This window comes from Frankia sp. Allo2, assembly GCF_000733325.1.
GTDB classification, from domain to species: Bacteria; Actinomycetota; Actinomycetes; order Frankiales; family Frankiaceae; genus Frankia; species Frankia casuarinae.
In genome coordinates this window covers 1-21,666 of record NZ_JPHT01000007.1, presented here as the reverse complement: position 1 = coordinate 21,666, position 21,666 = coordinate 1, and the positions used below count along the sequence as shown (strand labels likewise).

At 69.4% G+C, this 21,666-nt stretch carries 23 protein-coding genes, 1 other RNA gene and 2 pseudogenes; 15 read left to right on the top strand and 11 right to left on the bottom strand.

The annotated features are described in order from the left end of the window. Positions 1 to 191: 191 nt before the first annotated feature. Together ftsE and ftsX are read left to right on the top strand one after the other, a co-directional pair. A complete protein-coding gene (gene ftsE / locus ALLO2_RS07340) occupies positions 192 to 938 on the top strand; it encodes a cell division ATP-binding protein FtsE (RefSeq protein WP_011435251.1) in 747 nt (248 codons plus the stop codon). Then, positions 938 to 1,810, top strand: a complete 873-nt coding sequence (gene ftsX, locus ALLO2_RS07335; RefSeq protein ID WP_011435252.1) for a permease-like cell division protein FtsX — start codon at positions 938 to 940, stop codon at positions 1,808 to 1,810. The genes ftsE and ftsX overlap by 1 nt, the downstream gene beginning before the upstream one ends. Here the strand turns inward: ftsX and ALLO2_RS24085 are convergent. Beyond that, positions 1,795 to 3,327 (bottom strand): HNH endonuclease signature motif containing protein, encoded by a 1,533-nt coding sequence (locus ALLO2_RS24085; protein ID WP_023839930.1) that lies wholly within the window; start codon positions 3,325 to 3,327, stop codon positions 1,795 to 1,797. The genes ftsX and ALLO2_RS24085 overlap by 16 nt on opposite strands. 435 nt (positions 3,328 to 3,762) lie before the next feature. Here ALLO2_RS24085 and smpB point away from each other — a divergent pair, with 435 nt between their 5' ends. The 3 genes from smpB (at position 3,763) to ALLO2_RS07315 (ending at position 6,771) form a co-directional block, all read left to right on the top strand. Continuing rightward, positions 3,763 to 4,242, top strand: coding sequence for an SsrA-binding protein SmpB (smpB, locus tag ALLO2_RS07325; protein WP_011435254.1), 480 nt, complete (start codon positions 3,763 to 3,765; stop codon positions 4,240 to 4,242). A 129-nt stretch (positions 4,243 to 4,371) separates the two neighbouring features. After that, positions 4,372 to 5,796: a hypothetical protein gene (locus tag ALLO2_RS07320; protein ID WP_035730708.1), complete on the top strand. Its 1,425-nt coding sequence runs from the start codon at positions 4,372 to 4,374 to the stop codon at positions 5,794 to 5,796. A 66-nt stretch (positions 5,797 to 5,862) separates the two neighbouring features. Next, positions 5,863 to 6,771, top strand: a complete 909-nt coding sequence (locus ALLO2_RS07315; protein ID WP_011435256.1) for an NAD(P)-dependent oxidoreductase — start codon at positions 5,863 to 5,865, stop codon at positions 6,769 to 6,771. Here the strand turns inward: ALLO2_RS07315 and ALLO2_RS07310 are convergent, their stop codons facing one another. Further along, on the bottom strand, positions 6,772 to 7,491 hold the full coding sequence (locus ALLO2_RS07310) for a YoaK family protein (protein ID WP_011435257.1): 720 nt from the start codon (positions 7,489 to 7,491) through the stop codon (positions 6,772 to 6,774). Positions 7,492 to 7,586: 95 nt separating this feature from the next. Continuing rightward, a complete protein-coding gene (locus ALLO2_RS07305) occupies positions 7,587 to 8,060 on the bottom strand; it encodes a VOC family protein (protein WP_023839931.1) in 474 nt (157 codons plus the stop codon). Positions 8,061 to 8,389: 329 nt separating this feature from the next. Between ALLO2_RS07305 and ssrA the strand changes: the two genes are divergently transcribed. Together ssrA and ALLO2_RS26985 are read left to right on the top strand one after the other, a co-directional pair. Beyond that, positions 8,390 to 8,763, top strand: a transfer-messenger RNA (tmRNA) gene (gene ssrA, locus ALLO2_RS24080). A 277-nt stretch (positions 8,764 to 9,040) separates the two neighbouring features. Continuing rightward, on the top strand, positions 9,041 to 9,541 hold the full coding sequence (locus ALLO2_RS26985; protein ID WP_070982750.1) for a hypothetical protein: 501 nt from the start codon (positions 9,041 to 9,043) through the stop codon (positions 9,539 to 9,541). A gap of 492 nt (positions 9,542 to 10,033) precedes the next feature. Here ALLO2_RS26985 and ALLO2_RS26980 read toward each other — a convergent pair. Together ALLO2_RS26980 and ALLO2_RS07295 are read right to left on the bottom strand one after the other, a co-directional pair. After that, positions 10,034 to 10,258 (bottom strand): annotated as a pseudogene (locus ALLO2_RS26980) (site-specific integrase); the annotation flags it as partial. A 119-nt stretch (positions 10,259 to 10,377) separates the two neighbouring features. Then, positions 10,378 to 11,151, bottom strand: a complete 774-nt coding sequence (locus ALLO2_RS07295; protein ID WP_035730706.1) for a helix-turn-helix domain-containing protein — start codon at positions 11,149 to 11,151, stop codon at positions 10,378 to 10,380. Between the two features lie 217 nt (positions 11,152 to 11,368). Here ALLO2_RS07295 and ALLO2_RS07290 point away from each other — a divergent pair, with 217 nt between their 5' ends. The 3 genes from ALLO2_RS07290 to ALLO2_RS07285 are packed head-to-tail and all read left to right on the top strand — an operon-like array spanning position 11,369 to position 13,370. After that, complete coding sequence (locus ALLO2_RS07290; protein WP_023839933.1) at positions 11,369 to 11,557, top strand: hypothetical protein; 189 nt, start codon at positions 11,369 to 11,371, stop codon at positions 11,555 to 11,557. Further along, a complete protein-coding gene (locus ALLO2_RS25450; protein ID WP_157493295.1) occupies positions 11,554 to 11,709 on the top strand; it encodes a hypothetical protein in 156 nt (51 codons plus the stop codon). The genes ALLO2_RS07290 and ALLO2_RS25450 overlap by 4 nt, the downstream gene beginning before the upstream one ends. Next, entirely contained in the window at positions 11,706 to 13,370 is a 1,665-nt protein-coding gene (locus tag ALLO2_RS07285) for an AAA family ATPase (RefSeq protein WP_023839934.1), read from the top strand. The genes ALLO2_RS25450 and ALLO2_RS07285 overlap by 4 nt, the downstream gene beginning before the upstream one ends. A gap of 49 nt (positions 13,371 to 13,419) precedes the next feature. Here the strand turns inward: ALLO2_RS07285 and ALLO2_RS07280 are convergent, their stop codons facing one another. Next, positions 13,420 to 14,217 carry a GntR family transcriptional regulator gene (locus ALLO2_RS07280; RefSeq protein ID WP_023839935.1) on the bottom strand — a complete coding sequence of 266 codons (798 nt, stop codon included), beginning with the start codon at positions 14,215 to 14,217 and terminating at the stop codon, positions 13,420 to 13,422. 85 nt (positions 14,218 to 14,302) lie between these two features. On the opposite strand from ALLO2_RS07280, the gene ALLO2_RS07275 reads away from it, so the two are divergent. The 4 genes from ALLO2_RS07275 (at position 14,303) to ALLO2_RS25445 (ending at position 16,055) form a co-directional block, all read left to right on the top strand. Continuing rightward, on the top strand, positions 14,303 to 14,758 hold the full coding sequence (locus ALLO2_RS07275; RefSeq protein ID WP_023839936.1) for a hypothetical protein: 456 nt from the start codon (positions 14,303 to 14,305) through the stop codon (positions 14,756 to 14,758). Next, on the top strand, positions 14,755 to 15,003 hold the full coding sequence (locus tag ALLO2_RS07270; RefSeq protein WP_023839937.1) for a hypothetical protein: 249 nt from the start codon (positions 14,755 to 14,757) through the stop codon (positions 15,001 to 15,003). The genes ALLO2_RS07275 and ALLO2_RS07270 overlap by 4 nt, the downstream gene beginning before the upstream one ends. A 46-nt stretch (positions 15,004 to 15,049) precedes the next feature. After that, positions 15,050 to 15,286 (top strand): hypothetical protein, encoded by a 237-nt coding sequence (locus ALLO2_RS07265; protein WP_134351164.1) that lies wholly within the window; start codon positions 15,050 to 15,052, stop codon positions 15,284 to 15,286. 169 nt (positions 15,287 to 15,455) lie between these two features. Beyond that, entirely contained in the window at positions 15,456 to 16,055 is a 600-nt protein-coding gene (locus tag ALLO2_RS25445; RefSeq protein ID WP_023839939.1) for a hypothetical protein, read from the top strand. A gap of 150 nt (positions 16,056 to 16,205) precedes the next feature. On the opposite strand, the gene ALLO2_RS07255 is transcribed toward ALLO2_RS25445, so the two are convergent. The 5 genes from ALLO2_RS07255 to ALLO2_RS26225 form a co-directional block, all read right to left on the bottom strand. After that, positions 16,206 to 17,603, bottom strand: coding sequence for a replication initiator (locus ALLO2_RS07255; protein WP_035730797.1), 1,398 nt, complete (start codon positions 17,601 to 17,603; stop codon positions 16,206 to 16,208). Between the two features lie 95 nt (positions 17,604 to 17,698). Next, positions 17,699 to 19,342: an FtsK/SpoIIIE domain-containing protein gene (locus ALLO2_RS07250; protein WP_023839941.1), complete on the bottom strand. Its 1,644-nt coding sequence runs from the start codon at positions 19,340 to 19,342 to the stop codon at positions 17,699 to 17,701. Positions 19,343 to 19,425: 83 nt separating this feature from the next. Further along, positions 19,426 to 19,731, bottom strand: a complete 306-nt coding sequence (locus ALLO2_RS26975; RefSeq protein ID WP_232234957.1) for a hypothetical protein — start codon at positions 19,729 to 19,731, stop codon at positions 19,426 to 19,428. Between the two features lie 618 nt (positions 19,732 to 20,349). Next, positions 20,350 to 20,559, bottom strand: coding sequence for a hypothetical protein (locus tag ALLO2_RS07235; RefSeq protein ID WP_023839944.1), 210 nt, complete (start codon positions 20,557 to 20,559; stop codon positions 20,350 to 20,352). Further along, a complete protein-coding gene (locus ALLO2_RS26225; RefSeq protein WP_232234956.1) occupies positions 20,559 to 20,717 on the bottom strand; it encodes a hypothetical protein in 159 nt (52 codons plus the stop codon). The genes ALLO2_RS07235 and ALLO2_RS26225 overlap by 1 nt, the downstream gene beginning before the upstream one ends. Before the next feature lie 298 nt (positions 20,718 to 21,015). On the opposite strand from ALLO2_RS26225, the pseudogene ALLO2_RS26970 reads away from it, so the two are divergent. After that, positions 21,016 to 21,666 (top strand): annotated as a pseudogene (locus ALLO2_RS26970) (hypothetical protein); the annotation flags it as partial.

The following is a 21,666-nucleotide window of genomic DNA, read 5'->3' as shown; positions in this document are numbered from 1 at the left end:
CGACGCGCACGATCGACTTCCACGTTACGCCCGCGCACGGTGGCGTGCCGCTCCGTCAAAGGTCGATCGGGCGGGCGGCGACCCGTCCGGGCTGTTCCCGGAGATTCCGGTCGGGCGTAACCTGCGGTCCCCGACCTTCGTCACGCCCTACCATACGGCTACTGAAAGTCATAGGCGTGCGGGAAGGCGCAATGATTGTTTTGAGTTCCGTGAGCAAGCGGTACCCGAACGGCGACCGGCCGGCGCTGGTCGATGTCACCGCGGAGATCGGTGTCGGTGAGTTCGTCTTCCTCGTGGGTCCGTCCGGATCGGGTAAGACCACATTGCTGCGATTGCTGCTGCGGGAGGAACGAGCGACGTCCGGCCGGGTGCTGGTGGCTGGCCGTGACGTCGCGCGGATCCCGGACCGCGGGGTGCCCCAGTTGCGCCGGCTGGTCGGCTGTGTCTTCCAGGACTTTCGCCTGCTACCGAATCGGACCGTAACGGCGAACATCGCGTTCGCCCTTGACGTGGTCGGCCGTCCTCGGCATGTCGTGCGCAGCGTCGTGCCGGAGGCACTCGACCTGGTCGGCCTCGCGGAGAAGGCGGACCGGTATCCCGACGAACTCTCCGGAGGCGAACAGCAGCGGGTCGCGATCGCCCGGGCGTTCGTTGGCCGTCCACGGATCCTGCTGGCCGACGAGCCGACCGGCAACCTCGATCCGAACACCAGCATCGAGATCGTGAACCTGCTCGACACTGTTCATCAGGCCGGCACCACCGTCGTGATGGCCACCCACAACGCGTCGCTCGTCAACGCGATGCGCCGCCGGGTGCTCGAGCTGAGCGACGGCGCGCTGATCCGGGACGAGGCTCGCGGACGTTACAACCAGGATGATCTGGCGGTGCCGATGATTCCCCGGCCCCGGCCCAGGGTGCCGGCCGACCGGGTCCGCTGATGCGACCGGGTCTGCTGGCGTCGCTGCTGTGGACGGGCCTGCGCCGCAACCTGGCGATGACCTGTGCCATGATCATAACTGTCACGATCTGCCTGGCGTTGCTGGGGTCGGGCCTGCTCCTGCGGGCGCAGGTGCACACCATCGACGACTTCCTGCTCGACCAGATCGAGGTCGTCGTTGATCTCTCCGATGGCATCACCCCGGGCGAGCGGTCTGCCCTCGATGCCGAGATCGCGGCGGATCCACTGGTCGCCGACGTGCGGTACGAAAGCAAACAGCAGGTGTACGACCGTTTCCGCCGGGACTTCCGTGGATCGCCCGACGTCCTCGCCGGTGTCGGACCCGACGACCTGCCCGCGGCGCTACGACTCACGCTTACCGATCCGCGAGCGGCCCGCGACATCGTCGTCACCTACACCGGCCTCGACGGGGTGGAAGCTGTTCGCGACCAGCGCGGCCTGCTTGACCCGTTGTACCGGTTCCTCGACGCCTTCACAGCGGGCGCTTTCGCCCTCGCCGGCGTGCAGGCCCTGGCGTCCTTCGCCCTCATCTACACGATGATCCGGATCTCGGCGCACGCCCGGCGACGGGAGACTTCGATCATGAAGATGGTCGGTGCTTCCAACGGAACAATCCGGGCTCCGTTCGTCTTGGAGATCGCGGCGGTGGGGCTGGTTGGCGGGCTGCTCGCCACGGGCGTGCTTGCGTTGGCCAAGATCTACCTGGTGGACGGCCGGTTCGCGAAGCAGACGATGTTCCCCCTGTTCGGTTGGTCGGCGGTCTGGGAGACCGCGGCCGTCGTGCTGGGGGTCGGTGTGCTCGCCGCCGCCGTGATGGCTTCGGTGGCGCTCCGCCGTCATCTGCGGGTCTGAGGCGTCATCCGTCGCTCGGCCCCGGTTCGCTTCGATTCGATTCGATTCGATTCGAACTGGACATCATCCTCGATGAATACTTCCTTGAGATAATCTTTGGGTGACACCTCATATTGGCGTCCCTCCGGGCTCGTCCAGGTGAAATGTCCAGGCCTGGGCTGGCACACGGACCATCCCTTCTGCGTGGATTGATCAGGAGATGATGTGCCCGGCCGCCCCGGTCTTCTCGTAGCTCCTTGCTTGGCGTCACGCCTAGGCCGCTTTTCACCCGAGTGTTTCAGCCGGTGATGCCTCCGGCATTTTGGCCCGAGGTTCTGCTCGCTCGTCTGGCCACCTCGACGATGCGGCCTGGTATGATCAAGATCGCAGTGAATGGAAGGCTGCTCGCATCCCGGAAAGACACATGTAGGGTTTCGAGTTCGAACATGACGAGCCAGGGCGGCCGAGGGAAAGCGACGCCGGCTGACCTCCAGAACTCGTCCTTCCGGCGGATCCATCAGTATCCGCCGCCATGTGCACCGGGGGTTCTCGGCCATCTCGCGAACGAGTCCGGCCGGTATCGGGCCATAACCGGGAAGTTCCGCCGGCTGTTCCGACATACCCAGCAGACAGGAAGCCGACACGACCACCTGCATCTCGATACTTACACGGTCACGATCCCGCCCCATCAGCAGGTCGTAGAAAACGTCGGCCCGACGCTGCTCGAGCCCGCGACCGTCCTGCGCACCGCCCGCCCTCCTCGCCAGAAGGTCCACTCGTCGAAACGCCGCGAGCATGCGGTCCGCCGGAAGCGAGGCCGAGATGCGGCCCATACCATCCGGCTCGGCCCGCACCGTCACCCGACGCGCCTTCGTCGCCCTGCGGCGACGCTGTTCCGCGCCCTGAGGGTCTACCAGCACCACACGCCGTCGAACGGCGGCCGCGAACGCTGCGTGGCTCGGCCGCCCACCCCGACGCAGAACCGTCTCCGCCACGTCCGCGGCCTGGTCGTCCGACAGGTTGGCTGTCAGTCGTTCCAGCACGGTCAGCCGCTGGGAATCTAGCTCACCATGTTCCAGGGCAGTCAGCGCGGCCGGCATGCGGCGGACGACGCCGACCGCGAAACCCAACTGTTTGTTTCCCGCCGCTGATGACATTCTCAGCTCGGCGGCCAGTTCGTCTCCCGCGAACTCGTGAAATCCCCTAGCAACCCCGCTCTCATCCTCTTCCGTGGGCGGCCGTAGCTGCGCGAACCTCGCTCTCACGAGCAGCCGTGCCGCCTCCCAGCGCGCGATCTCCCGACCGATCTCCACATCTGCCCGGAGACATCCGTCCGCGTCGAGTTCAGCTACACGACGACCATAAACCATCGATGAGTCCAGATGACGGGAAAGAGAACCACGGTCGTCGACTCCGGTGTCGCGGGGGCCCAGAGCCTCTGCTTCCTCGCGCGGGCTGGACTTGCCTGAACTGGACTCGCCCGGACTGGACTGTGAGCCGGGCCGAAGCGATGAACCGGGTCTGGTCACTGGATGCATCATGCCGCCTGTCATGGGCGCGTAGAGGGAGCGGTTGGATCTGCCGGCAGGAATCGCCGCCGATCCGCCTGAACACTCTGGCCATCGAACTTGTGTTCGAGTATAGTACTCGCTGGCACCGTTCATCAAGTCCATCGTCATCAAGTCCATCGTCTCGACGGCCGAGCAAGCTCGACAGCCGAGCAAGGAGGTGGAAGGTGCTGAACGCCCAGGTCGCGCCGCCGCGGCGGCTCCTCCGCGGGGCGCGCTGACGGCGCTCGTCGCCCTACGGAGCGCTCGGCGACGTCACCCGGGCCACGCCGGCGACCGACGATGGCGCTCACATGATCGATACCATGGGTGTCCTCGCGGTGGAGCCGGCGTGTCACCGACGCGGGAGGCAGGACGTAGGTTCGGAGAAGATTTCGCGAACGGTGTGGGAAGAGGGACAGGACAGTGCCGAGGGAGACGGGGCGCAGACTGATCGCGCAGAACAAGCGCGCCCGGCATGACTACGACATCCTCGACACCTACGAGGCTGGGCTGGTGCTCCGTGGCACCGAGGTGAAGGCGCTGCGGGCCGGGCGGGCCTCGCTCGTCGACGGGTTCGCCCAGATCAGCGATGGTGAGATCTGGCTGCACAACGTGCACATCCCCGAGTACACCGAGGGGACCTGGACGAACCACGCTCCCCGCCGCAAGCGCAAGATGCTGCTGCACCGGGCGGAGATCGAAAAGCTGGTCGGTAAGACCCAGGAGGGTGGGCTCACGCTGGTCCCGCTCTCGCTCTACTGGAAGGACGGGCGGGCGAAGATCGAAATTGCGCTGGCGCGTGGCCGCAAGTCCTACGACAAACGGCACGCGATCGCGGAGCGGGACGCGGCCCGGGAGATCGGCCGGGCGATGGGCCGCCGAGCCAAGGGGCGCTACCTCTGATAGCCAGCCGTCCATGACACCGTCCGTGGTGCCGCCGATGTTCCTGTCGACGTTTCTGTCGATGTTCCCGTCGTCGTTATTTCGTCGTCGTGCCGCGGATTCGCCGGTTCCGGCAGCATCCGGGTCGCCGTGACCGCCTCCGACGGCGACCGGCTGGCGCAGTTCGAGGCCCTGCTGAGCGCCCAGGGTAAGGCGGTGCTGGCGGCGGCGGTCGCGGCATTTGCCGAGGATGAGCGTGCCGGTGGAGGCGCGGCCCGGGAACTGGCTGTCGGTGCCCGCCTGCGCGCCGAGGGCGTGTCCCCCGCGCTCCTCGCCGCCGCGTTCACTCAGGCGGAGCTGAGGCGGCGCGCGATGGTCAAGTTTGCTCGGGCCGATCGGATGTTCTTCACCCGAGCCGGGTTGGAACAAGCGTCCTCGCAGGCGGCGGCCGAGCATCGGGCCGCGCGGTTCGCCGGTCTGTGCCGGCTCGCCGACCTGTGCACGGGGATCGGCGGGGACGCGTTGGCCCTCGCGCGGGGCCGGGAGATCATGCTCGTCGACCGGGATCCGGTTCATCTGCGGATGGCCGCGCTCAACGTCGCCGTCCACGCGGTCGAGGGCACGACGGTGCTGCCCACGACGGTGCTGCCCACGACCGCGCCGCCCACGGGATCGACCGTGCCGACGGGATGCCTCGAGACGCGCCTGTCCGACGTGCGGGAGGTGGACCTCTCCGGATGCGACGCCGTGTTCGTCGATCCGGCCCGGCGTGCCGGCGACCGTCGGTTGGTGTCGCGGGCGAGCGAGCCGCCGCTGGCCTGGTGCTTCGGGCTTGCCGACAAGGTTGCGGCCGTCGCGGTGAAGGCCGCGCCAGGGCTGGCGACGGAGCTGGTTCCCCCCGGCTGGGAGATCGAGTTCGTGGCCGACGGACGGGATCTCAAGGAGGCCGTACTGTTTTCACCGGCCCTCGCGACCGCCCCGCGTCGCGCCACTGTGCTGCCCGGGCCGGGCGGCTCGGCGTCCCTGCGGGCCAGGGGAGCGCCGGTGAGCCTCACCGGGACCCCGGATCCAGTCGTCCCGGCGGATACAGGTCGGGCGGGTCGGGTGGGTCGGGTCGGCGAGCTAGCCGGTCGGGTAGCGGCTCCGGGCCGGTTCCTCCACGATCCGAGCCCGGCGGTCACTCGGGCGGGCCTGATCGGCGAGCTCGGGCGGCGCCTCGGAGCCTGGCAGATTGATCCGATGATCGCCTTCCTGACCTCCGACGAGGCAGTGACGACCCCCTTCGCCCGCCTGCTGTGCATCGAGGCCGAGCTGCCCTTCGACGTGCGCCGGATCGCGGACCTGTTGCGGTCTCGTGAGATCNGGTCGCTGGACGTCCGGCGACGCGGTCTCGCCGGCGACGTCGAGGAGATCCGTCGCCGGTTGCTACCCCGCCGTCGTGATCTGATTCCCGGTGGACCGGCCGTCACCGTGGTGATGACGAGGCTGCGTGGAGCTCCCTGGGCCTTCGTCTGCACCCCGGTATCGGATGTCGGGGGTATCGGATGTCGGGGCGGTGGCGACCGACTCTCATGACCGACCGACTCTCATGACCGACCGATCCCGGTGGACGCCATCGGGGGCGAAACAGGAGTGACGTTCATGCGTGTTGCCTTCGTCGGACTGGGCACGATGGGATTTCCCATGGCCGGTCACCTGGTTCGGGCCGGGTTCTCCACCACCGCGTTCAATCGCACGGCCGCGACCGCGGCACGCTGGGCCGAGGAACATTCCGGCCGGATCGCGCCGTCGCCCGCCGCCGCGGCGACCGAGGTCGACGTCGTCTGCCTCTGCGTCGGTGCCGATGACGACGTCCGCGAGGTCGTCCTCGGTGCCGACGGGGTGCTGGGGGCGCTTCGGCCTGGTGCGATCATCGTCGATCACACGACGACCTCCGCGGAACTTGCGGAGGAGATCGCGGCGCGCACCGCCGAGGTCGGCGTCGGTTTCGTCGATGCCCCGGTCTCCGGCGGGGAGGCGGGTGCCATGGCCGGCCGGCTGAGCATCATGTGCGGTGGGGATCCTGAGACGATCGAGCGGGCCAGGCCGGTGCTCGCCGCCTACGGCGCGACCATCACGAGGATCGGGCCGGTCGGTAGCGGACAACTCACCAAGATGGTCAATCAGATTCTGGTGGCGGGAGCCGTCGAAGGGGCGGCCGAGGCCATCAACTTTGCTATTGCCGCCGGTCTGGACACCGATCTGGTGCTTTCCGCCGTGGCCGGCGGCGCCGCCAACTCGTGGTACCTGGCGAATCGTGGTCAGACCATGGTGCGCGACGAGTTCGATTTCGGGTTTGCGGTCGACTGGATGCGCAAGGATCTGCGGATCTGCCTTGCCGAGGCGGGCCGGCGTGGTATCCCGCTGCCGATGATCGAGCTGGCTGAGCGGGATCTCGCAGCTGCCCAGGCGGACGGCGAGGGCGGTCTCGACACGACGGTCGTCATCCGGCAGCGGCGCCGTGCGACCAGGCCGGGCGGCGCGGGTGGCGAAGTCTCTCCGGCTTCCTGATCATGGCGCCGCAACGGTGCCGGTCACGGTGGCGATCAGGCAGCCGGCGACGGTACCGGTCGCCAGGACGAGCGGGACGATCCGGCCGAGATGGAGCAGGCACAGGCCCCCGATCAGGGCTCCGGCGAACATGGCGACGGGGCCGGCGAACCGCCGCGTCCGCCGCGCCCCACCGCGGCCCGTTCCTCCGCCGAGCCGGGAGTCGATGATGATCCCGGTCAACGTGCTGGTCAGCACATTCGTCGGGATGTCCGGAACGGCCATCCGCCGAGCCGTCGCGTGCTGCAGGCCCATCGCGAGGGCCAGCGGGAGGATGACGGCATAGGGCCGGGCCCCGGGGATCTCGGGGATCTCGGGTTCCGTACCGAGTCCCTGGGTGACCAGCGTGGCGATCAGCGCGCCGGCCATCAGCCCGGTCTGCGCGGCCATCGCGATGATCAACCACGAGAAGCGGCGACCGCCGATTATGGTCACCGTGCCGATCCGTCCGGCGATGACGGCTCCGGCCAGGAAGCCAGCCAGGGCCAGCGCCGACAGGTCGGCGGACAGGCCCGGGGCCCCGGCCAGCGCAAAGGCCAGCAGGACGACGTTTCCGGTCATGTTGGCCACGAACACCCGGCCGAGTCCGAGAAAACTGACCGCGTCGACGAGACCGCTGAGGATCGCCAACGCCACCAGCAGAGTCGGCAGCCGCCGACGCTGGTCGGGGGACGGTCGCATGGGCACAGTTTCACCGAGCGACGGCCCGTGCGGCGGAAGGCGGGAACTCCCGGCGCCTCTGATTTCGGCGGCTCTGATCTGATCTTCTGATCTGATCAGAGCCGCAACGGACGGACCGGAGCCGCGGCGAGCGCGGGAGTGCTCCGCCAGTCGACCCCGGGAACGTCGATGTAGAGCTCGATCTCGTTGCCATCCGGGTCGAGGATGTACAAGCTGTGGGTGACCGTGTGATCCGACGCGCCGACGACGGTCACATCCGCGTCGTGCAGACGGGCGAGCACCGCGCGCAGCTCGTCGTCGCTGTCGCCAACCTTCAGCCCGAAGTGGTACAATCCCACCCGCCGGCCCTGGGGTATGGCCGCCGCGTCCTCGCCGACCTCGATGAGGAGCAGCTCGTGGTGGGTGCGTCCGGAGGAGAACGCGGCGGCCGGGGCCCGCAGTGGGTTGCCGTCCGCGCCCGCCGGGTCGGGAAAGATCTGCCGCCAGCCGAGTACGTCCCGGTAGAAGGCGCTGGAACGCTCGATGTCCCGGACGTAGAGGACGAGATGTCCCAGTTCCTTGATCTCCACGGTGATCTCCCGAGGCGCTGGTCGTCTGGTAGCCGTTATCCATACAACAACTCCGTACAACGACGTTGCCCGCGACGGCATGCCCACGGGGCCGGGCCGCTGTGACGCGCGGCCGCCACGCCCGCCACAGCCGCCACATCGGAAACCCGTTGGTACGCGGGGTGCCCGACGTGGGAACATGGAGCCGGCGTCCGAGCGTTGGACGCAGTGACGCGCGCGATGGGTCGGGTTGGCAGGAGCGTCTGTTGGCTGGTGCCGGCGTCTGCGTCTGCGTCTGCGTCTGCGTCTGCGTCTGCGGTACACTGAAACGTCGTAACTGATCAGAACTTGGGGGTGACCGGCTTCGACTCCGGACGTCGAGGCAGGGGAAGCGGGCCGAGGATGAGCGGTTATCTCGTTAACGATCCGTTCAGAACAACAGCTGCCAACAAGACGCAGCCCACTACCCCCACTTACGCGCTCGCCGCTTAAGAGGGACTAGGTAGTCGTCAGTCTGGGAGAGCCTCCGGCCCAGAATCTGACGTCGCTAGGAGGATCACCGGCTGACCTGGTCGCGGGGTCGGTCGGGACATCAAACAGCGACTGAGCCTATGTCGGCTTGCCTGCGTGTCCGACGAGGCTGAGAAACAAGTAGCAGGATGCGCCCGGAGAAGCCCTGTGTCGGGGCCGGAGGACGCGGGTTCGATTCCCGCCACCTCCACGAGAGGCCCGGCCTTTGGCCGGGCCTTTTTCGTGCCCTGACCAGCATCGACGCCAGCCGGCCGCACCACGCGGGGTCCGGCCGGAGGCTCGCTGGGCGATGGCTGGGCGACGCGCCTACGGCGAGGGATCGCCGCGGCGACCGCCTCGGCCGCGGCTTGGCCCGTCGACCGAAGCATGTGCGCGTAGATCTTCCCCGTGATCGCTGGCGAAGAGTGACGAAGCCTCTTCGAGATGATCGTGATATCGAGGCCTGCGGCCAGCTGGATGCTGGCGCTTCCGTGGCGCAGATCGTGGAGACGACGGCGGGGGAGCAGCCCTCGGCCAAGCTCGGTCCCCGCATCGAGGACGACCGACAGCGGCTCGGCGAGTGTGAGGAGATACCGGCCGCCTACCCGGTGCGCGCCCACGACCCGCACCGTGTGGCCGGCGTCCTCCCGGCCGACGTAGACGTTCCAGTCGCCGGCGGCCTTCCGGTAGAGGTTCCCGATCGCTACCTCGGTCGCACCGACGGCCGCGGCGACCTTCACTGTGCCCAGCAGGCCGGCCCGCTTCGCGATGACGTGCATGTGCCGGGTCACGTATTCCGGGTCCAGGTGGCGCCCGTCTGGCCGCGTGAAGATCAGGTCGCGGAGCTGCGTCGGGACGCCGTGTTCGTTCGGCAGCGTGCCGTTGTTCCACGCCAGGCCAACATCGGCGCGCTCCTGCTCCTGGGCGACCTGCCAGGCGAGCAGGCTGTCGACTGTGCCCGCGTCGACATCGACCTTGTTCTTGCTGCCTGACGTCTTCGGTGGCCCGACGTGCGTCTCCTTGCCCGACCGGGTGATCTGCTGGCGAATCCGTAGGACCCCGGTGAGCACGTCGAGGTCGGGCCAGGTCAGCCCGCACAGCTCGCCGCGGCGCAGCCCATGCAGTGCGGCGAGCTCGTAGAGCGCGAAGAGCCGCTCGCCGGCCGCCTCGTCGAGGAAGACGCCGACGTCTTCCGCCTCCCAGGGCTCAACCTCGGGTGCCGCGTGCTCGGGCAGTTCGACAGTCACGGCGGGGTTGAAGGGGATCATCCGCTGGCGTAGCGCGTGGTTCAGCGCCGCCCGCAGCATGTCGCGGATGTCGCCGAGCGTCGCCCGCAGCATGTCGCGGATGTCGCCGAGCGTCGCCGGCCCGACGGGGTTACGCCGGGTCGGGTTGGTCTCCTCGATCCGGCGGAACATCGTGTCGATGTGATGGGACTGGAGTCCGGCGAGCGGCAGGTCGCCGAGGTACGGGACGAGGTAGAGCCGGATGAACTGCTCGTAGCGCGCCCGGGTGGACGGCCGCAGCTTTCGTTTCGATGGCAGCCACTGCTCGGCCAGGTAGGTCCTGACGGTGAGGCCGCCGGCGTGGCGCTGCCCGGCGCGGACCGTCCCGATCGCCTCGTCGGCAGCCTTCTCCGCCGCCGTCTTCGACGGCTCCCTGCCTTTCAGCTCCTTTTTGCCGACGAGGGTCTGCAGTTCTTTGGGCACGTAGACGCGCCATTCCCAGAACCCATGGCCCCGCTGTGACAGCTTCGGGCACTGCCCGTACGGATATGCCGTCCGGGTCTCGGGGTCGCGGCACCCACACAGATGCTTGACCGTCGGCTTCACTCGCCTTCCTCCGGCTCGGAGAGGAGTACACGCAGCCAGTCGGAGCCGCTCGGTGCTGGACCCCCACCCACGTTCTCAGGCATGCCTGGATCGAGGCTGTCGACATCGGCGAGGCTGGGCGGCAGCGGCGGCGGGGTCAGGCCGGTCGCCCGGATGGCGTCCCGAAGCCGCTTCAGGTACTGAGCCGCCCGGCGAGCAGTCTTCTCCGCAATGAAACGTTCGCTGGTCGCGCTTTCGAGTGCGCGGCTGGCAGCCATTCTCGCAGCGTGATATTCACCGTCCGACACGCCGCCGGGCACCATGCGGGCTCTCGCGCTCGCCACCCTCTCAGCGACGCGCTCAGCCTCACCTCGCGCGGCGATGGTGTAGTTGATCTCGGCTGCGTGCCTACGAAAGATCTCCTGCGTGCTGACCTGAGCCCACGGCGGTAGGCCATCCGGCGACGCATCGCCAGCGAACCACCGCGCCGCGTCCCAGGTAGGGACCACTCGGCCGGGCATAGCCTCGACGGTCTCGACGTGGCCGAGCGGATACAGCAGTTGCAGGGGCGGGACCCCGAGCACCGCGGCGAGAACGACCAGCTCGGCGACGGTCACGCCCGGCCGTCGCTCGTTTTCCGTGTTCGCGATCAGCGATCTGCTGATCTGGAGTCCCAGTTCCGAGCAGCGGTCGGCCACCTGCTGCGCGCTCAGTCCAAGGCGGGTCCGTTGGCGCCGGATCTCAGCGCCGATCACTCGGGCCTGCCTCTCCGACCAGTCGGGGTTGTGCATACAGGCACAGTAGGCGATCGCGCCCGGTCCTAGTTGACATGTGGCGATCGTACGGGTAGTTCTGGGTCTGTACTCACAGATGCTCATAATTTGATCCAATTTGACCGGGGAGGCTGCGCGTGGGAGCACAGGATGCCGGGGCGGGAGAGATGGGGCAGCGGGGTCGGCTGAGTGTGGCCGAGATCCGGGCGCGCAGGGGCAGTGGAGCGCTGAGCAGTTGCGTGCGCTGCCGGTCATCGTGGACGTCGAGACGGCGGCGTCGATCCTCGACATGGGGCTGACCAAGGCCAGGGCCATGGTCCGCGCCGGTACCTGGCCGACCCGCGTCATCCACAACGGCGATCGCTGGCTGGTCCCCGTTCGGCCCTTGCTGGAGCTGCTCGGTATCGAGCCGACCGCCGCGTGACCTCGGCCAGGCCCTCGACGGCCGGCTGGTCTACCTGGGAGGTCGAGGACCGAGCGCTGTGGGAGATCGGCCTCGACGTGGTCTCCAGCGCGCCTGCCACCCGCTGGCGCAGGCGCCGGCCGCGCGGCACCGACGGCACGGCCAGCCGGTGAGCACCGCCGACGAGGACGAAATCGTTCACGCCGAGCGGGTCGTGCTCGGCGCGCTGATGTACGCCGACCCCACGACGATGGTCGACGCGATCGCCCGGCTCGACCAAGGCGCGGACTTCCGGTTGCCATCCCACCGGGTGATCTACCGGGTGATCGTCGAGCTCTGGGCGGCCGACGTCCCACCCGACCCGAGCGCCGTGTGGGCGGAGGTCGGACGCCGCGCGGCAGCGGATCGGGCCACGCCCCATCACGGTCTTCAGAGCACCGATCTGACGGACATGGTCGCCGTGGTCCCCAACCTGGCGATGGTGCCGTACTACGTCGCCAAGGTGGCGGCTGCAGGCGACCGGCGCCGGACGGCCGAGGCGCTCGCGCTCGCCGCCGAGCGGATCGGGAAGGGCGCTGACGTCGACCAGGTCGCCGGCGACGTCGTCAAGGTGCTCGCCTCGCGGGGCCGCCCTGCTCGTTCGGGCCGGCGCGCCCGCGTGACGTGGGCAGACACGATCGACCCTGAGCCGGTCGTGTGGGCCTGGACGGACGAGGGCGAGGGGCGGATCCCGGCGGGTGCTCTGTCGCTCGCCGCGGGCCGAGAGGGCACCGGGAAGTCCTCGTTCGGGTTGTGGATCACCGCTCAGGTCAGCCGTGGCCTGCTCCCGGGCTCGTTCTACGGCACGCCACGGCCGGCGCTCTATGCCGCCGTCGAGGACTCCTGGAAACACACCCTCGTCCCGCGTCTGATCGCGGCCGGTGCCGACCGCTCCAAGGTCGCCCGGTTCGACGTGGTCCAGGACGACGACGCCGAGGTCGCGCTCTCCCTGCCGGTCGACAACGACCTACTCGAAGAGACGATCACCGATCTCGGTGCCGCGCTCGTCGTGATCGACCCGCTGATGTCGGCGCTCGACGCCACACTCGACAGCCACCGAACCCGGGAGGTTCGCCGCGCGCTGGACCCGCTGGCCGGGATCGCGGACCGCACGGGCGCCGTCATCCTGGGAATCGCCCACTTCAACAAGTCGAGCGGCACCGATGTAGCCCAGCTCATCACCGGCTCCGGGGCCTTCAAGGACGTTCCCCGGGCCGTGTTCGGCTTCGCCCGGGACGACTCGGAGGACGCCTCGGCTGCCGGCGGTCGTGTCATGACGCAGGTGAAGAACTCGCTCGGCAGGGACGATCTCCCCTCGCTCACCTACGGCATCGCGAGCGCGGTCGTCGAAACCGGGCGCGGCACGTCTCACGTCGGCCGGCTCCACTTCACCGGACGCACCGACCGGACCGTCGCCGACGTGCTCAGCTCCTCCAGTGCACCCGACCCCGACGCCGAAGCCGACCGCGCGGAAGCCGCCGACTGGCTACGCGACTACCTGACCGGGCACGGTGGCGAGGCGTCGCCGAGGGACATCGAGAAGGCCGGCCGAGCCGACGGGTTCAGCACCGATCAGCTCAAGCGCGCGAAGCGCAAGGCCGGAGTCCGATCCGAGAAATCCAGCATGGCGGGCCCCTGGGTGTGGCGAATCGACGTCACAGACAGCAACCGGCAGCGGTCCGGCGGGAGTATCCCCGAAGAGCGCGGCGACGAAGCGCGCACCGAAGGGAGCACCTGCGCGGCATCGAATGGTGACCACGCAGAGTGGTCGGTTTTCGGGCCGGTCGCCTCATGACCGGCGGTCCCGTCTCGGCCGGCGGGNGGTCGCCGGCCGGCCNGACGGCCTACGCCTCGGCGGCCCTCGCCAGAGGGCGAGCGACCATGAACCATTCCGCGGACATCCGCCGGTCGTTGACCTCGACGATGCGGCCGGACTCATCGCGCGTGACGCAGATGATCCGAAAGACGGGTACGCCAGCGGGAATCCCGAGGATCGCGGCTTCGTCGCCGGTCGGCATCCGCGCGCCGTAGAGATCCTCCCAGGACAGGTGGAGTCCCATGTCCTGCTCCATGCGGTCGAAGATCCCGCCTGGCCCGCTGTTGATCGCTTCGAGGACGGTCCCGTGTGCCAGGTCGGCGGGGATGTAGGACGTGGCGATCTGGAGGACTTCACCCCCTGGTGGCCCCATCCGCCGGTCGCGGATGACGACTTCGGCGTTCGCGTCGGGTAGGCGGAGTATCCGCGCGATGTCGGCGGGGGCCGGGCCGCGCGACAGCGACGGCGGGACGAGCGCGACCCAGTCGACCGCGGCGGGGTCGAAGTAGTAGCCGCGTTCGTCACGGTAGACAGCGCGGTCTCGAATGACGTGCTGGGTGTCGAGGGCTGGGCGGCGCCGGACGAACGTCCCGAAGGGTGGCCGCCGGTCGATGAGCCCCTCGACTTCGAGCGGAGCGAGCGCTTGGCGCACGGTCGGCCGCGACGTCCCCCACTGCTCGGCGAGCGCCTTCTCAGGCGGGAGCTTCGCGCCTGGCGGCAAGGTGCCGTCCGCGATCTGACGGCGCAGGTCCGCCTCGATCCTCCGGTAGATCCGCTCCTCGGGCGCCATGGCCAGACCGTACTGGGAGACGGTCTTGACAGTCACTACCAGAGTGACGGTATTGACTGTCTATACAGTTCCCTCTACCGTGGGAGACGCCAGCCCAGGACATGTCGGCGCAGGAGGGCCCGTGACGGACAAGACGCCCAGCCCGCCGATCGTGGTGGAGCGCTGCGAGTGTGGCGCCTTGGTCGCCGAGCACCGCGGCGACGGGTGGCGTGAGGCGGGGGCCTGCGGATCGCTGGTCGCGTTCGCCCCGGCTGCCCTGGCAGGCGTCGACTCGGTGGTCTGCCTTGGCATCGACGGCGCGCCGTGCGGCCATCTGGGCGCTGAGCACAGCGACGTCGACGAGGTGGGCGGCTGCCGCTGGTGCGGCTGCACCCGCAGCTACGACCACGGCAAGCCGGGCGACGACGACCCGGAGGGCACTATCTCCGAGGTCGTCATCGGTGGCGCCCGCTGGACGTGGCGACATGAAGGCGCCGGTATCTGGACCCGGGTCGACAGCGCCGAGCGGCACACCACCGCCCAGCTGAGGGCGCTCGGCGCGACCGCCCAGTGGACCGCCAGCGAGACGGCCCGATGAGCGCCAAGCTGCCCGGGCCGCACCGGGAACCGGCCGACCTCGACCGCCGAGTCCTGGCCGCGCAGCTGCGCGCCCTCGCCGACAACTACGACGCCGCGATCACCGCCACCGAGCAGGTGATCCACGGCGGCGACACACCGCCCGACGCCGACCTCGACGACCTGCGGCAACACCGATCAGCCCTGATCGGCTCGTGGCACCGCCTGCGCGCCGAGGCCGACAACCTCACGGGCGATGCCCGATGAACCGCCGTGGCTGTGGCCGGCGCAGGCACGGAGCGGGGTGGCGGAAGTGAGCACCCGCGAGCCGGCCAGCGGCCTGGCGGACGAGCGGGCATCGCTGGCCGTCGCCCGGACGAACGTCGCCGCCGAGGTCGCCTTCCTCGTCCGGACCGCTGCCCGGCGACTCGTCGCCGACGACCCGGACCTGTCCAGACAGACGGCTGCCGCGATCAGCGAAGGGCGCGCCGTGCTGGCGGACCTCGACCTGCGGGTCGCCGCGCTCGACCGCAAGGAGGAATCCCAGTGATCACGTTTCACCGGCCGGGCTGGCTTGAGCGCACTGCTCGCCGGGCGCTGCCGTTCCTCCTCGGCGCCGGCGCGTTCGCCGTTGCCGGCGTCCACACGGTCGCCGCGTCGCCGAGTGGGCCGGCCAGCCGCTGTGGGCTGCGGTCGTCATCACCGGCACCGGCGAGGCCATGGCCGTCGCCGCCGTCCTCGAGGTCCGCCACCGCCGCCGGACCGGCGGCGGTCTGTTCTGGCCAGTTCTCGTCACGATCGCCGCGTTCGGCTTCTCCGCCGCCTGCAACCTGACCGCCGCCCTGGTCCGCAGCGACGGCGGCAGGCTCGCCGGCCATCCGGGAGCGTGGCGTCCGGCGATGGCGGTGTGGCCGGTCGTCGCCTTCGCGCTCGTGACGCTGATGAAGGCCACGGGCGGACACGGCGACGACGAGGCCCAGCCCGACATCCCGGCCGCGCCAGCCCCGGCGGTTGTCGGGGCTGACCGTGTGCTCGACCCGGCCGTCGATGACCCTCGCGGGCACGGTGGCGAGCACACCGGCACGCCGATCGTCCGGCCACGGATGAGCACACCGGGGCAGCCGCGTGCGCGCGTTGCCGGGCCGACCAGCGCGGCGCGTGAGCCGCTTGGACCCGTCCCCACTCGTCTGGAGACGGTATCCCCCGCCGCACCCCCTTACACGGCGGAACAAAACCATTCGAACGCTGTCCGTTATGCCCCGGGGTGGCGGACGGCTGTCCGGCGGCCCGCCCGCCCACCCCCACCGGTCGCGGCGTGACGGCCTTCCCGGCGGTTGGCCCGATGGTCGGGGTGACAGGCGGATCGGCACCTTCGGTGCTCATCTCTTCCGGCACGGCCACCGGCCCGGCCGGTTCGCGCCGGCCGCCGCCGGGGTCCCAGTCGTCAAACGGCAGCATCGTGTCGATGCTCACGGCTCACCCCGCCCAGGGGCTGACCTCCCAGCAGGTGACACAGGGGGTCCCGCACCGGCCGGACCGATATCACCATCGGTGAGCAGGCCCCGCCCGGCATACCGCCATACCCCGACGGCCACCGTGTTCGGGTCCCCGTCCGGACGGCCGAACGCANCCACCANCCCCCGACCGGACAGCGCCCCGCCGATCAGCCGTGCGTAGACCCGCCGCGCGCCGCGCAACGCGCCGAACGTCGTGCTGTACTTCCTGCTTTTCGTGATCCAGTGTCCACCCCAGCCAAACGCGTGGGACCAACGCAGCAACCCCGGCAACCGGCCCGGAAGCCGTCCGGCCGCCTCGTCGAGNGCCGCCGCGAACGTTTCATCGGTGCCAAGCTGCCAGCAGGTTTCCACCATCCGCCGCGCATGCGCGTGCAGGGGGAGCCGGGCGAGATGGGCGAGGCTACGCACCGGCCGGTCCAGCAGCCCCCCGGCCGTGACGGACTTCGTCAGGTATTTCGCCAGATAGTTAGCGATCTTCCCCGAGGTGGTGGGTCCATCCAACGCGACCGGCCGAATATCGACCTGCACCCCCCAGCGCACCGCCAGCGTTCCGGCCGGATCGTGCGGGTCGGGCGCTGTCACCGATACCTCTGCCACGACAGCCCGCAGACAGTCGGCAACCAGACGGGTGGTCGCCCACCCGGGCGGGGCCACGAGGTCATCCGGGTCCTCGCCGCGCCCGTCGACCCGGACGACGGCGTGCAGGTGGACCAGGCCCCGGGCCTGCATTTCCACGGCTTTCACGAAGGTGATCCGTACCTGACGGCGCAGACCGGCCACCGTCAGACCGGCCGCCGCCGCTACGGCGGATTCGGTCGCGTCCCGGGTGGCCTTCCACAGCACCGGCGCGAGCGAGTTCCAGATGACCGCGCCCGGATAGTCGAAGCAGTCCGGGCACAGCGGCTGTCCGAGCGTGGGATCCCCGTCCCCGTGCCGGGCGTGGCAGCCCGCCGGCCGTCCATGCGGGCATTCGCTCCGCCGAGGCCGGCACGCCCGCGCCTCACCCCGCTTCCCCCGGGACCGGCGGGAGTGCACCGGCCCGAAACTCGGCGCGGTCAACGTCACGAACAGCGCCGGATGACCGCTGACCGTGTCGGGAACGCTCGTGCCACCGGCCAGCCCGGACAGCACGATCCGCCGGGCATCCCGCTTGTACGTCGCCGAACACGCCGGGCAGACCGACTCCCGCCGGTTGTTGCACCGCACATGCACCNCCCCGCCGGGCAGACCCGCCGCCGAGAACGCCCGCCGCACCTCCCCGGACGTGACATCCACATGATCGGTGTGGCCCTTCAGGCGAATCGGAGAAACACAGCCACCGGCTACCGCAACCTGTACGGACTCCGCCACTTTCCGTGACTCCTTTCGGGTGTGGCAGAGCCACACCACCCACATGCGGGAATCAGATGGAGGGGGAACGCGCCGCGGTCATCGGCGTGAGATGGTCAGTCGGACCGCCGAAACTGCTCTTCCCAGCGCGCCCATGCTTGTTCAGCGGCTGGTGAGCCGTCGTCCGCGGTGACCGGCGGGGGAGCCGGGGGCAGCGCCGGGGGTGGCGGGGGTCGCCGCCATGCGCGCAGCGGAATCGTCGGGTCGTCCACGTCCCGGGGACCGGTGGGGGTGGTGCAGGGTGGGGAGGCTGCGCGGGGGTCGCAAGGGGGCATGGACGGCATCGAGGGCATCGAGGGCAGTTGTGGTCGCCACCCTTCCGCCGGTTCCATCGGGGTGGTGGGATGGACCGGAGCGTGCTGCGCGGCCATGGTCCGGATGTCGTCGTCGGTGAGCCATCCGGCGCGGACCCGGACGGGGGTCGGGTCTTCGTCCACCAGGACGTAGCCGACTCCGGGCAGGCCCCGGGGAACGCGGTCGCAAAGCGCGCCTCGATCCCGGGCACCTTCTCCCAACACCATGTTGATCTGTACTGGTTCTGTGAGCCGGAGCGCGACCCGGACGGGGAACAGGTCCCGGAACGGCAACACATCCTTGCCGGGGTCTTGCAGCGCACCGACGACGACGACCCCCGGTGCCCGGCCCTGGGAGAGCAACAGTTGCAGCGCAACCGCGATCCGCTTCTTGACTTCCGCATCGGATACGTAGGCCGTCAGGCTCGCGACCTCATCGATGATGATCACGATCAGGGGATCGTCCGGGGTGGGTGTGTGGGACCGGGCCACCCCGCGTAGCCGGCCCGTGCGCCGCTCCATGACCGTCACGGCATCTTCGAGGAGATCCGCGATCGTCGCCGCGGTTACGGCGAAACGCGCGAACAAAGGTTCCCCGAAGGCGAGTTCCATGCCGCCCTTCGGGTCACACGCCCAGACCTCCGCGACGCCCCCGCGGATCGACGGGGCAAGCGCCCGGATGATCGACCAGATGACCGAGCCTTTACCGGCCCCGGTGGCCCCGGCGATGAGCACATGCGACCCGCGCAGCGGCAGCAGCCAGGCCCGGCGGTCCTCCCGCACCCCGATCGGTAGGGCGTCCAGCTCACCGGCCGCACCGGCGGGCAGCAGATCCGCGCGGACTGCCCGGCCCAGCACCTCACGGCGCACCAACACCAGGCCGACCCGGTCCGCCCGGTCCAGATCCGGAGAGATCCGCACCTCCCGCAGCTTCAGCGTGGCCGTCAGCTTCCCCGCCGCCTGTTGGAGATCGTCCACGCTCAGGCCTGGTGACAGGACCAGCCGCAGATGCCAGCCCGCCGCGCCCCGCCGCGCCCGCCGTATCCGGGGAACACGCCCACCGCCCCCAGCAGACGGTGTTTCCACCCGGCAGGCATGGCAAGCGGCCGCCCAGCGTCGCCGCAGCCGCCCACCCAGCAGCCAGCCGACCACCGCCCGGCGCAGCACCGGCACGACCAGCACGACCAGCACCAGGCCGAGGAGCAGCCCCCGTCCCCAGAAGGAACCGAACCGGCCGATGATCGATTGCGGCACCATCAGCAGCACGAGCAGCGCCAGCACCTCACGGCGCCATCCCCAGATATGCCGCAGGCCGTACCGGACCAGCAGTTCCGGCACCGACGGCCGCAACGACAGCCGAAACTGATCTTTCCGCATCCGGCCGGGCCGGATCCGTAGCACCGACACACCTACTCCTTTGCGCGCACGAGCAGGACCGGCCGGGATGGCGGCACACGGTCAGGGCACCGCCACCCCCGAACCGGGTAGCCCTAGCTCTTGCTTGACACCCCGGTGATCGAGGCCGCTGAGTACGAGATGCCGTGACGGCCCTGCATCTGCCAGGAGCGGCCCACCAGGCCCGTCAGCCGTACCGGCGTCCCCGGCTGTACCGTCGGCGCCTCCCCCGCGATCCGGACCGTGATCACTTCCGCTGTGCCGTCCGCCATCGCGACTGCAACCGGCACGGTCCACAACGGCAGCCCATCCGCGTTCCCTCGCTGGCTGCCGGACTCTCGGTCTATCACCGGCGCAGCCGGACCCATTGCGGTTACCACGGAAAACGCCGTCACGTCCACGGGAATCACCCGCATCGCGTCACCCCTGATCATTGGTATCTTCTGGTGCCGCCCGTCAGCGGCCTGATCTCATGGTCTCCCGGGGTAGTGCGCCGAAATCTTCTAGGTTGTGCGTGAAAAGTGCGCCAGCCGGCCACCCGCTTTTCACGCAGTCCGCACGCACAACCAGCGCACCCGGCACACGGAAAAGCGGGGTACAGGAAAGCCTTGTACCCCGCCCGTGCCCCTCGTGCTAACGCTGGAGGAGCAGTTTGCATACCTGCACCGCGAGATCCCACATCAACGCATGTTCACGGTCACCCCGCAGGCTCGCCGGTGCGANCCGCAGCGCANCCGCCGCCCGCNCCCGCCGCGTACTGACGCGCAAACCCGCCGTTCCGGGGGAGAGCCCGAGCAGCAGCCGCACCGCCCGATCCTCCGGACTATCCAGCCCCGCCGCCGCGTTCCGGATCAGATCCTCAGCCGCGAGCATCCGCGCCGCCCACGGCGTCACCCCCGGCTCCAGCACATCCACCACCACGGGGGTATATGCCCCCAACCGTGCGGCCGTGGCGCCGTGACGGATCGTGGAGCACAGCCCCATCCACAGCATGTCCAAATCCGGCAGACTCTCCACGCTCACCAGGCATCACCGGCATCACCGGCATCACCGGCCGCGACGGTCACCGACACCGGACCAGGCCCCGGACGGTGCAGCACCTCCACGACCACCGTCGCCGCCAACGACAGCGCGCACATCCCCGCGCACCACGCCACCAGCGCCAGCACGAACAGCGCCTGATGACGCCGGGATATCTCTTCGGAGGCCAGCTCGACACGCCGCCGCATCACCACATCGCCTTTCCGACCAGCCGGATCACGGCAATGACGATCACGGCGACGAGGATGAACGGGATCGCGGCCGACGCCTCAGAAAACAGAAAAAGGCTCAGGTACAGGCACCAAAAGAAAGCTACCCACCAGCCGAACCCGAAGCTGGTCCGCACATAGTAACGGGGCATGGGAAAACCCTCCAGGAACGAAGACCGTGAAGCCGACCGCCTCACACACCCCATCCTGCGGACCAGGAATCCCACGTCCTAGGACAAGACGCGGCTTGTCCGCGGCTCTTTCACAGACCAGACCCAGACCAGCCACGGACGCAGTCCGCTCTACATGTCCCCAACCCGGACGGAACGCAGACGGAGCACAGACACGCACCGTGCATAGTCAGTGGCCGGACGGCACGCGGACGGAACCCGGACACCACGCGGACGCGCCAACACGAGACAAGAAAGGATCGCCATGCCCCCCGACGTGACAGAACTGACCACAGTCCTAACCCTCTGCTACCGCAACGGTATCCGGTTGCCCACCTACATGATCACCCCTGATGTACGCCGACAGCTAACAGACATGATCGTTCCGCCGCGAGTTGAGCCCGAGGAACCCGACGCGCTTCTCCGCAGGGCTTTCACCGCCCACGCGATCATCAAAGCCAGCGTTGCCGCCATCGGCGGGAGCGAAGCACGCGCGCTCCGCCTCCTCCTGGACCTCGACGGGAAAGAGAAACGCAGCGTCACCGACCGGCGCGCAGACGCTGCGGAGCCGTACGACATCACCGGGGGCAGCTTCCTGCGCCGCCATCAACGCACCGTCACAGAAGCACTAGCGGCGGAAATCTGGCGCAGGCTCACCGCCGCACAGCCCACCGCCGACCCCCAGGCCATCCCCATGCCATCCCCATGCCCTGGACACCCAGCATCCCACCACCCCCGCATGCCTTCCCCACACCCCACATCCCCGCCAGCACACCACCCCCGCAACCAGCCCAACCGAGTCACCGGCGAGATCACCATCCCCGCCGTTGCCAGCCAGCCCCAAGCATCCCCACCACCGGTAGAGCACTACCGTCCCCGCCGTATACGAGAAGACCCCGAACCGGGCGCGAGGGGG